Below are 12077 nucleotides of genomic sequence, written 5' to 3' on the forward strand. Positions count from 1 at the left end.
TTCCCCGCGCCCCTTTGGGGTGGCTGGCGTCGTGGGTTGTGTGCGGCACCGTCGTGGTTTGTTGCTCAGTTCCCCGCGCCCCTTCAGGGCGCCAAGTGCCGTCGGTCGTCCGCGGCACCGTCGTGGCTGGTCGCGCAGTTCCCCGCGCCCCTTGGGGGCGACCCGGGCAACGGGCGTCGCGCCCCGAGCGTGGACTCCCGTGTGTCCAGGCGGTGGGGGGCCAGGTGGACCTCGAACGGGAGGGGCTGTGTCGTGCGGATACGGGTCGCCAGGCACTTCACGGCCAGTGAGGCGATCGCGGCCTTGTCGGGGACGACGGACGTCAGCGACGGAGTGCTGTAGAGCGCTTCCTCCGAGCCGTCGACGCCCACCACGGCCACGTCCTCGGGAATCCTCAAGCCCGCTTCGTACAGGGCGCGTTGCGCGCCGAGGGCCAACATGTCGCTGAAGCAGAAGACCGCGTCGGGGCGTACGCCGGCGGGCAGCGCCGTGAGGGTGCGCATCGCCAGCAGTCCGTTGTGCCGGTTGAACTCCCGCACGCGTGGCGCGAGTCGCGGGTCATAGGTCAGCCCGGCCTCGTGCAGGGCGAGTTGGAAGCCCTCCAGGCGCTGGCGGCTGGTCTCCGAGGTCTTGTGGTCCACGCCGATCGCGGCGATCCGGGTGCGGCCGAGCCCGACCAGGTGTGCGGTGGCGTCGCGTGCCGCCGCGACGTTGTCGATCAGGACGTGGTCGGCCCCGACCTGCTCGCGCTCGTAGCTGCGCTCGCCGAGCAGAACGAGCGGGAACTCGTTGGCGACGGCGGCCAGTTCGTCGGGCGCGACACGCAACGGCGACAGGATCACGCCGTCCAGCAGGGACGCGCCGATGCCGGTCGCGAGGCGCAGTTCCTCCGTCGCGTCCCCCAGGGTCTCCTCGATGAGGACGGTGAGGCCCAGCGCCGCGGCCTGGGCCCGCACATGATGGGCCAGCTCCGCGAAGTAGGGCATGGTCAGTTCCGGGACGGCCAGCGCGATCAGACCGCTGTGCCCCGTGCGCAGCCGGCGTGCCGACGGGTTCGGCCGGTAGCCCAGCTCGTGCACGGCCTGCATCACCCGCTGCCGTGTCGCCTCGGACACCCGTGGAGCATGACGTACAACGTTGGAGACGGTCTTGATGGACACCCCTGCCCGCTCCGCGACGTCCTTGAGCGTCACCGCTGTCACCGACCAGCCCCTTCACCGTGGTTTCCCCGGATTATGCACGAGCGCACCACGAGCGTCAGCCCTCATGACCGCGTAGAAATCCCTTTCTGACAGGGGGTTGACCCTGGCGACGCCCCACGGTTACAACGTTGGAACCGCACGCCGACGGCCGCGTCGGCGGCAGCTCGGACGGCCGCCCCACCCGGGCGGCCGAGCCCGCCCCGACGAGACGGCGCCGCTCGCGGGCCCGCGCCGACGCCGCCATCCCGAACCCATGCTCCGCGCAGTGGCCCGCCCGTCCGCCGCACGAGAGGACCCGTATGTCTCCGAATCGTTCCCGCACCCCGCTGCGCACGGCCGTGGTCGGCACCGGGGGCATCGCACGCGCCGGCCATCTGCCCGCGCTGCGCACGCTGGCCGGCGAGGGCGAGGTGGACGTCGTCGCCGCGGTCGACGTCGACGAGCGTGCGGCGCGTGCGTTCGCCGCCGAGGCCCGGATCCTGTACGCCTCCACGGACCTCGACGCGATGCTGGCCGAGGTGCGCCCCGATCTGGTGGTGCTGTGCACACCTCCGGCCGTGCACCGGGAGCAGTCCGTGGCCGCGCTCCGGGCCGGAGCCTGGGTGTGGTGCGAGAAACCGCCGTGCCCGTCGCTGGCGGACTTCGACGCCATCGAGGCGGCCGGGCGGGCCGGCGGCACGGGAGCGTACGCGTCCATCGTCTTCCAGCACCGCTTCGGCTCCGGCGCCCGCCATGTCCGCCGGCTGCTCCAGGCCGGTGAGTTCGGCCGTCCGCTGCTGGCCCACTGCCAGACCACCTGGTACCGGGACGCCGCCTACTACGCGGTGCCCTGGCGCGGCCGGTGGGCCACCGAAGGTGGCGGCCCGGCGATGGGGCACGGGATCCACCAGACGGACCTGCTGCTGGACCTGATGGAGCCCTGGAGCGAGGTGCGGGGGATGGCGGCACGGCTCGTGCACGCCGTGGAGACCGAGGACGTCTCCACGGCGCTGGTGCGCTTCGCGAACGGCGCCGTCGGCACCCTCGTCAACAGCGTGCTCAGCCCGGACGAGGTCAGCCGGATCCGCATCGACTGCGAACGCGCCACGATCGAACTGACCCACCTGTACGGACACCGCAACGCCGACTGGCGCATCACCCCCGCGCCCGGTGTCCCCGAGGAGACCGCGGCGGCCTGGCGCGACTTCGGCGCCGACGAACCCAGTTCGCACCTGGCCCAACTACGCGTCCTCGTCGCCGACATCAAGGCCGGCCGGCGCCACTCCACGAGCGGCACCGGCGGCCGGCGCACGCTTGAGTTCATCACCGCCCTGTACAAGTCCGCGTTCACCGACGCCCCCGTCCGCGCCGGGGACATCGGCCCCGGCGACCCCTACTACACCGCACTGCACGGCGGCGCCCAGGGCTGGGCGCCGGCCGCCGCACGCAAGGAGGCAGCCCCCGCATGACGCTCGCACTCACTCACGCCCACGGCGACCGGATCACCGTGACCCACGAGGCCACCGGGACCGAGCTGTTCGCCTACGTGTACCGGCCCGAGGCCGCGTGGGAGGCGCCCAAGCCCTACCTCCACCCGATCCGGACCCTCACCGGCGCGCTCGTCACCGACTACCGGCCCAACGACCACCGGTGGCACAAAGGACTCCAGCTGACCGCCTCTCATCTGTCGGGTCAGAACCTGTGGGGCGGCAACACCTATGTGCACGGGCAGGGATACCTCGCGCTGCCCGAGAAGGTGGGCTCCATGGCCCATGTCGCCTTCGCCGAGGTGGCGGCCGAAGGCGACCACGTCGTCATCGCCGAACGCCTGACCTGGCACCCGTACGACGGTGAGCTGTGGGCCGAGGAAGAGCGCCGGATCGAGGTGTGCGAGGTCGACCCGGACGCCGGCAGCTGGTCGTTCACCTGGAGTTCGGCCGTGACCAACCGCCGTGCCGAACCCCTGCGTTTCGGCAGCCCCACCACCCACGGCCGTCCGGCCGCCGGCTACACCGGGCTGTTCTGGCGCGGCCCGCGCGCCTTCCGCGACGGCCAGGTCTTCACGGCCGACGCGGCCGGCGGCGACCTGATGGGGAGTCAGGCACCCTGGCTGGCCTACGTCGGTGAGCACGACGGGCGCGACGGCCACGCCACGGTCGTCTTCGAGCACGCGCCGGCCAACGACCACGCGGGCGACAAGGGGACGCATCCGGCCCACTGGTTCGTGCGCACCGACCCGTTCGCCGCGGTCGCGCCCTCCTGGGCGTTCCACGAGGAACTGGTCCTCGCCCCCGGCGACACCCTGGCCCGCGGCTACCGGGTGACCGTCGCCGACGGCGCCTGGGACCGCGAGCGGGTCGCCGCGCATCGGCGGGGGCGGCCGTGGTGAGCGCGACGTACGACGGATTCCCCGCGGCGGTCGGCGTGTCCCGGCTGAGCGTGTACGACTGGCCCACCCCGGACGGCCGGCCCGGCGGAGGCACGCCGCATATGCATCTGACGTGCAGCGAGGGATACGTGGTGACGGCCGGCCGGGGCGCGGTGCAGACCCTCACCGCCTCCGGCTACGAGGAGACGCCCCTGGAGCCGGGCACGGTGGCCTGGTTCACGCCCGGCACGATCCACCGGCTGATCAACGACGGCGGCCTGCAGATCACCGTCGTGATGCAGAACAGCGGCCTGCCCGAGGCGGGCGACGCCGTGCTCACCCTGCCCCCTGACCTGCTCACCGACACCGACACCTACGCGCACGCGGTCCGTATCCCCGCCGACGCCGCCGAGACCGAGCAGGCCGAGGTCGCGCGAGCCCGCCGCGACCTGGCGACGCGCCGTTTCCAGGAGCTGCGGAAGGCCACCGAGAGCGGCGATCCGGAGCCGCTTGCGGCCTTTCACCGGGCAGCCGCGCAACTGGTGCGGCCCCGACTGGACGCCTGGGAACAGCGCTGGCGCTCCGGCGCCCACGCCGCCGCGACGGCGACCGAAGCCCAGCTCCAGGCGCTGCGCGCCGAGAACCCCGAGAACACCGAGAACCCCGAGAACACCGAGAACGCCGAGAACGGGGCGTATCTCGCCGCGGCCCGGGTCGCCGCGACCGGTCCCACGGCACGCGGACGCTTCGGCATGTGCGGCCGCCTGGACGTCTACCCCGGCATCTGACCGCGCCGCCCGTACGACCGCGCGGGCCCCGGCCGCGGACCCGGCCCGCCACGCGTGCGGCGCCGTCCGCCGGTGTGCCGGCCCGCTCCTCACCTCCCTGTCCCGTTACCGTCTGGAGGGCCACCATGTCCGAGCCCCGAAGCGGCCGGCGCCGGCTCCGGCGCCGCCGGGCCGTGCTGGCCGCGGCGGCCGTCGGCCTCAGCACCGCCCTGACGGCCGTGCTCACCGCGTGCTCCACCGCCGGCGCCGGCTCCTCGTCCGAAGGAATCACCCTCAGGTTCTCCTGGTGGGGCAACGACGACCGTGCCGCGCGCACCGAGCAGGCCGTACGGCTCTTCGAGAAGGAACACCCGGGTGTCACCGTCCGTACGTCGAACGGCGAGTTCGGCGCCTACCTGCAGAAGCTGGCCACGCAGGCCGCGGGAGGCGGCGTACCCGATGTGGTCCAGCTCGACTACCGGCAGATCTCCCAGTACGCGGCCGGCGGCACGCTGCGACCGCTCGACCAGGACATCGGCAACGGCACGATCCGCACCTCGGAGATGGACCGGCAGTTCCTGCGGACGGGCACCTACAAGGGCGGACAGTACGCACTGCCCATGGGCCGCGGCATCACCGGATACGCCTACGACTCCGCCCTCTACCGCAAGGCCGGCATCCCCGCCCCGCGGCCGAGCTGGACCTGGCAGGACTGGGCGAGCGCCAACAGGAGGCTCGCCGCCCTCGGCCTGAGGTCCCCCGACGGCCGCCCGGTCACCGGCGCCAACGACGGCGGCGGCAACCAGGACGTGTTCGAGACCTGGCTGCGCAGCCGGGGCAAGCAGCTCTACGCCGGCCAGAGGCGGCTCGGATTCACCGAGGACGACCTCACCGCGTTCTGGACGTTCTGCGACACACTGCGCGAGGAAGGCGCCGTCGCGGCGGCCGAGGACACCGTACAGGCCCACAGCACCGAGACCAGCCCCATGGGCCGCCGCCTCGCCGCCGCCGACTTCACCTGGGACGCGCCGTTCCCCGGCTACCCGGCGCTCCTCGGTGACGCGGTCCACTTCGCGCCCACGCCGTCGACCGACGGCCGGCAGGGCTCGTACTTCAAACCCAGCATGCTCCTGGGCATCGGAGCCCACAGCGCACACCCCGAAGAGGCCGCCGAACTGGTCGACTTCCTCCTCAACGACCGGCGGGCGGGCGACATCCTGGGCTTCACCCGGTCCACCCCGCCCAACCGTGTGATCGCCGCCCGCGTCGCCAAGACGCTCAAAGGCCCGGAGCGGGAGATCTACCAGTACGCGCGGACGATGGAGAAGTACGGCCTCGATGCCCCGCCCACCGCACCGCCGCCGGGCGACGTCGCGATCAACAAGGCCTTCAACCGCACCTATCAGCGCGTGCTGTTCAACCTCGCCACACCACGGCAGGCGGCGCGCGAACTCATCGAAGAGGCCAGGCGGGAGCTGAGGTCATGAGCACAGTGTCGACCAGGGCGCCCGCGCGCGCCGGCCGGACGACCGACCGGCGGCCTGCGGCGGAGCGACGCCGCCCGGTTCGCGAACGGCAGTGGCCCGCCTATGTGTTCCTCTCACCGTGGATGATCGGCGCGGCCGTGCTGACCCTGGTGCCGATGGCCGTGTCGCTGTACCTGTCGTTCACGGACTACAACCTGTTCGATCCGCCGCGCTGGGTGGGCCTGCGCAACTACACCGACATGCTCACCGAGGACCCACGCTACTGGCGGTCGGTCGGCACCACCCTGCTCTATGTAGTGGTGGCCGTCCCGCTGAAACTCGGCCTCGCGCTCGGCGTGGCGATGCTGCTGAAGAACCTCGCCCGGGGCCGCGCCTTCTACCGCTCCGCGTTCTACGCGCCGTCCCTGCTCGGGGCCAGCATGTCCGTCGCCCTGGTGTGGCGGGCCCTGTTCAACGACGGCGGCTCCGTCCCCGACGTCCTGGGCACGTTCGGCATCCACACCGGCAGCTGGGTCGGCAACCCCGGCCTCGCGGTGTACGCGGTCGTCCTGCTGACGGTGTGGCAGTTCGGGGCACCCATGGTGATCTTCCTGGCGGGACTGCAGCAGATCCCACCCGACCTCTACGAGGCGGCGGCCCTCGACGGCGCCGGCCGCCGGCGGCAGTTCGTCTCCATCACCGTGCCGATGCTGTCCCCGGTCGTCTTCTTCAATCTGGTGCTGGAGATCATCAACTCCTTCCAGGTCTTCACCCCGGCCTTCGCCATCAGCGGCGGCGACGGCGGACCCGCCGACTCGACCATGTTCTACACGCTGTACCTGTACGAGCGCGGATTCACCGCCTCGCACATGGGCTACGCGGCGGCCATGGCCTGGCTGCTGCTGATCGCCATCGGCGTCATCACCCTGATCCTGTTCCGCACCTCACGGTCCTGGGTCTTCTACGCGGACGAGGAGACGCGATGAACATCGCCACGAAGCGGTGGCTGCCGCACACGGTCGCGGCGGTGTGCCTGCTCGTTCTGCTCTACCCGCTGGCCTGGCTGCTTGCGACCTCGCTGAAGCCGGCGAACGAGGTGGTGACCAGCCTCGACCTGTGGCCCAGCCACCTGGAGTGGTCCAACTACACGACCGCCCTGGACGGAGTGTCGGGCGTCTCCGTCACCCGCCTGCTGTCCAACACCCTGCTGATCGCGGCGGGCGCCGTCGTCGGCAACGTCCTGTCCTGCTCCCTGGCCGCCTACGCCTTCGCCCGGCTGCGCTTCCGTCTGCGCAGGGCGATGTTCGCCTTCATGGTCGCGACCCTGATGCTGCCGCACCACGTGGTGCTGATCCCGCAGTACATCATCTTCAACCGGCTCGGCATGGTGGACACCTACTGGCCGCTGGTCCTGCCCAAGTTCCTCGCCACCGACGCGTTCTTCGTCTTCCTCATCGTCCAGTTCATGCGCGGGCTGCCCCGCGAACTGGAGGAGTCCGCCCGCATCGACGGCTGCGGCGCCTTCCGCACCTACTGGTCGATCACGCTGCCGCTGAGCCGGCCCGCGCTGATCACGACGGCCATCTTCACGTTCATCTGGACGTGGAACGACTTCTTCACCCAGATGATCTATCTGTTCGCGCCGGAGAAGTTCACCATCACCCTCGCCCTGCGCAGCTTCGTCGACCAGTCCAGCACCTCCGCCTACGGCCCCATGTTCGCCATGTCGGTGATCTCCGTGCTGCCGATCGTGCTGTTCTTCTTCGTCTTCCAGCGCTACCTCGTGCAGGGCATGGCCACCACCGGACTGAAGGGCTGAACCACCATGAGCCGCGCACCCGCACCGCCCCGTGACCGCCGCGAGGCGGGAGAGATCTTCAGCCCGGGCTTCGCCCTGTTCGCCGACATGCTCCTCGTGGGCCTGCTCACCAGCCTCGCCTGTCTCCCGGTCGTCACCGTCCCGGCCGCCCTCGCCGCGGCCTCGGCGACCCTCAGGGAGACCGTCGGCACCGGCACCCAGATCCGGATCGGCGCGTACGCCGGCCAACTGCGCGCACACCTGTCCGCGGGCTCGCTGGCCGCCGGTCTGCTCGTGCCGCTGCTCGCCGTGGTCCTGCTCGTCGATTCCGCGCTGGTGCGCGGCGCACTGCCCGGAGCCGCCGCCATGGCGCCCGCGCTGGCGCTGCTCACCCTGGGCAGCGCGACCGTGGGCCTGCGCGCGAGCGCGCTCACGGCCCCGCACCGGCTGTCGGCACGTGAGGGGCTGCTGCGCTCGGCCGCCGACCCGCGCGGCACGCTCCTGCTGGGCGGCGCCGTGCTCCTGGCCGCGCTCCTCGCCTGGTCCATGCCCTTGCTGACACCGCTGCTGCCCGGCCCGGTGGCGTTCGCCGCCACCGCGGTGGACCTGCGCGCCCCGACGCACGGGCCACAGCGCTGAGGCGTCCTGTCAGTGGTGTGGTGCATGATCGGCGCGTCCGTCGTCGAAGGGGAGGACAACACACCATGTCGATCACCAACCAGCAGGTGGCAGAGCACGCGTTCTTGCGGCAGCTGTACGCGGACGCGTACTTTCCCGACCACGTCGTCGACCGGGGCAGGGCGATCCTGGTGCGGCTGTGTGAACGGATCGAGGCCGAGCAGCCGTCGGACGTGGCGGCCCTGGCCGTGCTCACCCAGGCCGCCACGGAGGAGTTCAACCTGCTGGAGGCGGAGTTCGAGGCGGCCGGAAGCGAGATCGAGACGGTGGCGCGGGAGGAGATCGCCGAGGACTTCTGGTTCGTCGCGTCGGCCTACGGAATTCCCCGACGCGGACGTCGAGGAACTGATAGCCACCCGGGAATGGTGACGGCACACGTCCGGCAGGGAGCCGATGTCCCCCGGGTGACCGCGGTGGCCGCCGCATGCGGCGCACCGGTCAGCCGTCCCGGCGCCCCGCGCCATCGGCCGGCCGCTGCCCGCCGGATGGGGCGGTGCAGGCGGGGCACAGGACCTGCGCGTTGTGGCCGTAGCGGTGGGTGAGTCCCTGGCAGCGCGGGCAGTATCCGACCTCGTGCGGCGCACAGCCGAGCAGGATCGCGGCGGCCACCCGGTCCGTCGAGGGATCGATGCGCTCCGGCGCCTGCTCCATATGTCCGAATCTACGTCCGGCGCCGCGCTCCGGCAGGACACGGCACTCCACCGGGAATGAGCAGGTCACCCGGGTGCCGGGCGGGGCGCGTGCCGCCCGGGTGCGGGCACACCCAGGCGGCGCCCCGCGCCCGCCTACCCCGCGCGGACCGGGGGTGGCACGGCGGGGATCCGCTCCAGGACACCGCCGGCGAACACGTCGTACAGGGGCAGGGTCTCCAGATGGACGTAGCCGATGTGGCAGTCGCAGACGGCCAGCGGGCACACGCGGGGGCGCAGTGCCCGCCGGTAGGAGCCGTCGTACAGGTTGCCCAGCTCGGAGGGGACGAAGTGGCAGCGCCGCACCGTGCCGTCGCCGTCCACCGAGATGACGGACTCTCCCGTACGGCAGGGCAGACCCGCGCTGCGGTGTGGGTGGCGGCTGTACGGGAAGAGCGGGTCGAGGGCGGTCCACCGGCCGGCCTCGGCATCGGTGTAGGTGTGTCCCTCGGCGGCGTTGACCCACAGATACACATGGGCGGGCAGGTCGGCCCGCAGCCGGCGCGCCTGCTCCAGGTGCTCGGGGAGGCCGACGACGCCGACACTGTGCCGTACCCCGCGGCCGGCCAGGTCCGCGCACTTGGCGAGGAAGCGGTCGTACGGTGTCTGTCCGGGGTGGAAGGTGCACCACAGGGCGAGGGTGTCCAGGTCGGCTTCGGCGAGCCAGTCCGTACGGCAGCTCAGATTGGTCTGTATCGCCACCCGGCGGATGTGCGGCAGCCGGCTCAGTTCCACGAGCGTACGCCGGTACCAGGAGCGCACCAGGCCCTCGCCCCACGGTGTGAACAGCACGGAGAGCCGGTCGCCTTGCCGGGCCGCCGCCCAGGCGGCGAAGCGCTCCAGCGCCGCCCGGTCCGCGGCGAGTTGGGTGCGGGTGTCCCGGCGCTTGGCGAACGGGCAGTATGGGCAGTCGTAGTCGCACGACGCCAGCGGGCCACGGTAGAGGATGGTCAGGTCCATGCGGGCTCCGTCACTTCGGTTCATAGGCGGCCATGCGCTCGCGCACGGCGGCGGAGAACAACTCGGGACCCAGCGCGTCGGAGTGGGCCAGTCCCTCAGGGGAAAGCCGCAGCAGCCGTGGGCCGGCCGAGTCGTCCAGCCAGCCCCGGGCGTGGAACCGGTCCAGTTCGGCGGCGAAGTCGTCGCCGGGCGCGCTGCCGAAACGGGCCCGGTAGCCGGCGACGGGCATGCCCTCGGCCTGGAGCAGCGACTGCAGCAGATGGCGGCGCTGGGCCTCGTCCGCGGTCATCTCCCAGCCGTAGTCGGCGTGCCGGAAGTCGTCGGCCGAGCGGGCGGCGTAGTCGTCGATGATCCCGCGTATGCGGTGCATGTCCACCGCGTAGTCGAAGGAATAGTGCAGCGTGGACGTGTAGGAGCGGGCGCCGCAGCCGAGCCCGACCATGCCGTCGGTCTGGCACGCATAGTCCTCTCCGCCCGTCATGGGGGCGCCCGTACGGCGGAACATGCGCATCGACACCTGCTGGTAGCCGCGCGCGAGCAGGTGGTCGCGGCCGTGGCGGTACAGCCGCAGCCGCTGTTCGTCCCACGCCGCCTCGCCGTGCGCCCCGCCGTGCTGCCGGCCGAGCCCGGTCAGCGGGCGCACATAGAGCGGATACAGGTACAGCTCCTCCGGCTGCCAGGCCAGGGCGGCGTCCAGGGAGCGGCGCCAGGACGCCTCGGTCTGGCCGTCGATGCCGTAGATCAGGTCGATGTTGAGGACGGGGATGCCGGCGTCGCGGATCCGGGCGAGTGCCGCTTCCACGTCCGCCCGGCGCTGCGGGCGTACGGCCCTGCGCGCCTCGGCGTCGACGAAGCTCTGCACGCCCAGGCTCAGCCGGGTGGCGCCGCGGGCGGCGAGCACGGCCAGCCGGTCGGCGGTCGCCGTCGCGGGCGAGGCCTCCACCGACAACGGGACGGCTCTCAGATCGGCGCCCAGGCCCTCGGCCAGATCGCACAGCCGCTCCAGCTCCGCCGCCTCCAGAAACGTCGGAGTGCCGCCGCCGAAGGCCGCGTTGGCGAACCGTGCCGTGCCGCCCAGCGCCTCGCGGACCGCGGCGGCCTGACGCTCCAGCGCGTCCAGGTAGGCGGCGGCCAGGCCGTCCGGCGCCCCGATCCGGGTGAACAGGTTGCAGAAGCCGCAGCGCACTTCGCAGAAGGGGATGTGGACATAGAGGGACAGGGCGTCCTTCGGCTCGTCCGCCCACAGCTCGCGCAAGGACGCGCGCTGTCGGGGCAGCGGCCGGTAGGCGGTCTTGTGCGGATAGGCGTAGACGTACTGCTGGTACGGGCGGACGGCGGACGCGGACGCCGCTTCGGTGATGGTCATCGGGCCTCGTCGACGAAGAAGTGGGCATAGGGAACGGTCCAGACGGCCTCATGGCCGATGCGGTGGCCGCTGTAGCCGTCCTCGCCGTACGCCGTGCCGTGGTCGGAGCAGACGATGGCGAAACACGGGCCGCGGCCGGCGGCGGCTGCCAGGAGCCGCCCCATGTGCCGGTCCACGTACTCGAGCGCCGCGGCGTGGGTGGCCCGCGTGTCGCCCGCCTCGCGGGTGGCCCCGTCGAGGTGGAACCAGTTGGGCTGGTGCAGCGCCGACACGTTCACGAAGAGGAACAGCCGCTGCTCGGGCGCGAGCCCGGCCACGACCTTCTCGGCGCAGGCCACCTGCGCCTCGAACGACGTGGGGGACGCCACCCCGAACTCCGGTTCCCAGTGGCTCTCCTGGAACATCCCGGGCAGCACCGAGCCGAGCGGCCCCCGCTTGTTGAAGAAGCCGACGCCGCCGATGCAGACCGTGCGGTAGCCCACGGCGGCCAGTCCCGAGACCAGGTCGGGTGTGTCGTAGACGAACGTGCCGTTCGCCGTGGTCTCACTGCCCGCGAAACGGGCGGCGAACAGCCGCGGATGCGGACCCGGCGCGGCCGGCGTCGGCAGGAAACCCGCGAACATCGCCTGGTGGGAGGCGTAGGTGAAGCTGCCGGGTGCGTGCCGGCGCTCCCAGGCACCGCCGGGCAGCTGCCTCGCCAGGTTCGGGATGCGGCCGGCCGCCGCCAACTCCTGTGCCACGTCGAGGCGGAGGGTGTCGAGCGTGACCATCAGGAGATCGTGGCTGCCCACGATCTCGTTCATG

General features: G+C 72.1%; 12 protein-coding genes and 1 pseudogene. 8 read left to right on the forward strand and 5 right to left on the reverse strand.

Annotation, left to right across the window (positions count from 1 at the left end):
- Nucleotides 1–83 precede the first annotated feature (83 nt).
- Nucleotides 84–1202 carry a LacI family DNA-binding transcriptional regulator gene (locus ACIRFL_RS00835; RefSeq protein WP_404022810.1) on the reverse strand — a complete coding sequence of 373 codons (1119 nt, stop codon included), beginning with the start codon at nucleotides 1200–1202 and terminating at the stop codon, nucleotides 84–86.
- A gap of 299 nt (nucleotides 1203–1501) precedes the next feature.
- Between ACIRFL_RS00835 and ACIRFL_RS00840 the strand changes: the two genes are divergently transcribed.
- The 8 genes and pseudogenes from ACIRFL_RS00840 (at nucleotide 1502) to ACIRFL_RS00875 (ending at nucleotide 8627) form a co-directional block, all read left to right on the forward strand.
- Nucleotides 1502–2650, forward strand: coding sequence for a Gfo/Idh/MocA family protein (locus ACIRFL_RS00840; protein WP_404022811.1), 1149 nt, complete (start codon nucleotides 1502–1504; stop codon nucleotides 2648–2650).
- A complete protein-coding gene (locus ACIRFL_RS00845) occupies nucleotides 2647–3570 on the forward strand; it encodes a PmoA family protein (RefSeq protein WP_404022812.1) in 924 nt (307 codons plus the stop codon). Before ACIRFL_RS00840 ends, ACIRFL_RS00845 begins: the two co-directional genes overlap by 4 nt.
- Nucleotides 3564–4337: a cupin domain-containing protein gene (locus ACIRFL_RS00850; protein ID WP_404022813.1), complete on the forward strand. Its 774-nt coding sequence runs from the start codon at nucleotides 3564–3566 to the stop codon at nucleotides 4335–4337. The genes ACIRFL_RS00845 and ACIRFL_RS00850 overlap by 7 nt, the downstream gene beginning before the upstream one ends.
- Nucleotides 4338–4462: 125 nt before the next feature.
- Nucleotides 4463–5803: an ABC transporter substrate-binding protein gene (locus ACIRFL_RS00855; RefSeq protein ID WP_404022814.1), complete on the forward strand. Its 1341-nt coding sequence runs from the start codon at nucleotides 4463–4465 to the stop codon at nucleotides 5801–5803.
- The gene (locus ACIRFL_RS00860) at nucleotides 5800–6768 is read left to right on the forward strand and encodes a carbohydrate ABC transporter permease (RefSeq protein WP_404022815.1); all 969 of its coding nucleotides are present in this window, start codon (nucleotides 5800–5802) and stop codon (nucleotides 6766–6768) included. Before ACIRFL_RS00855 ends, ACIRFL_RS00860 begins: the two co-directional genes overlap by 4 nt.
- Nucleotides 6765–7601, forward strand: coding sequence for a carbohydrate ABC transporter permease (locus ACIRFL_RS00865; RefSeq protein WP_404022817.1), 837 nt, complete (start codon nucleotides 6765–6767; stop codon nucleotides 7599–7601). The genes ACIRFL_RS00860 and ACIRFL_RS00865 overlap by 4 nt, the downstream gene beginning before the upstream one ends.
- Before the next feature lie 6 nt (nucleotides 7602–7607).
- Nucleotides 7608–8219, forward strand: coding sequence for a hypothetical protein (locus ACIRFL_RS00870; RefSeq protein ID WP_404022819.1), 612 nt, complete (start codon nucleotides 7608–7610; stop codon nucleotides 8217–8219).
- Nucleotides 8220–8284: 65 nt separating this feature from the next.
- Nucleotides 8285–8627: pseudogene (locus ACIRFL_RS00875) on the forward strand (DUF5713 family protein).
- 69 nt (nucleotides 8628–8696) lie between these two features.
- Here the strand turns inward: ACIRFL_RS00875 and ACIRFL_RS00880 are convergent.
- From ACIRFL_RS00880 to ACIRFL_RS00895, 4 genes are all read right to left on the reverse strand, one after another.
- Entirely contained in the window at nucleotides 8697–8909 is a 213-nt protein-coding gene (locus ACIRFL_RS00880; RefSeq protein WP_404022820.1) for a hypothetical protein, read from the reverse strand.
- 134 nt (nucleotides 8910–9043) lie between these two features.
- Nucleotides 9044–9907 (reverse strand): STM4011 family radical SAM protein, encoded by an 864-nt coding sequence (locus tag ACIRFL_RS00885; RefSeq protein WP_404022821.1) that lies wholly within the window; start codon nucleotides 9905–9907, stop codon nucleotides 9044–9046.
- Nucleotides 9908–9917: 10 nt separating this feature from the next.
- Nucleotides 9918–11273: an STM4012 family radical SAM protein gene (locus ACIRFL_RS00890; RefSeq protein WP_404022823.1), complete on the reverse strand. Its 1356-nt coding sequence runs from the start codon at nucleotides 11271–11273 to the stop codon at nucleotides 9918–9920.
- On the reverse strand, nucleotides 11270–12076 hold the full coding sequence (locus ACIRFL_RS00895; protein ID WP_404023161.1) for an STM4013/SEN3800 family hydrolase: 807 nt from the start codon (nucleotides 12074–12076) through the stop codon (nucleotides 11270–11272). The genes ACIRFL_RS00890 and ACIRFL_RS00895 overlap by 4 nt, the downstream gene beginning before the upstream one ends.
- Nucleotide 12077: the final 1 nt, after the last annotated feature.

Source organism: Streptomyces sp. NPDC102462 (assembly GCF_044765425.1).
Taxonomy (GTDB): Bacteria; Actinomycetota; Actinomycetes; order Streptomycetales; family Streptomycetaceae; genus Streptomyces.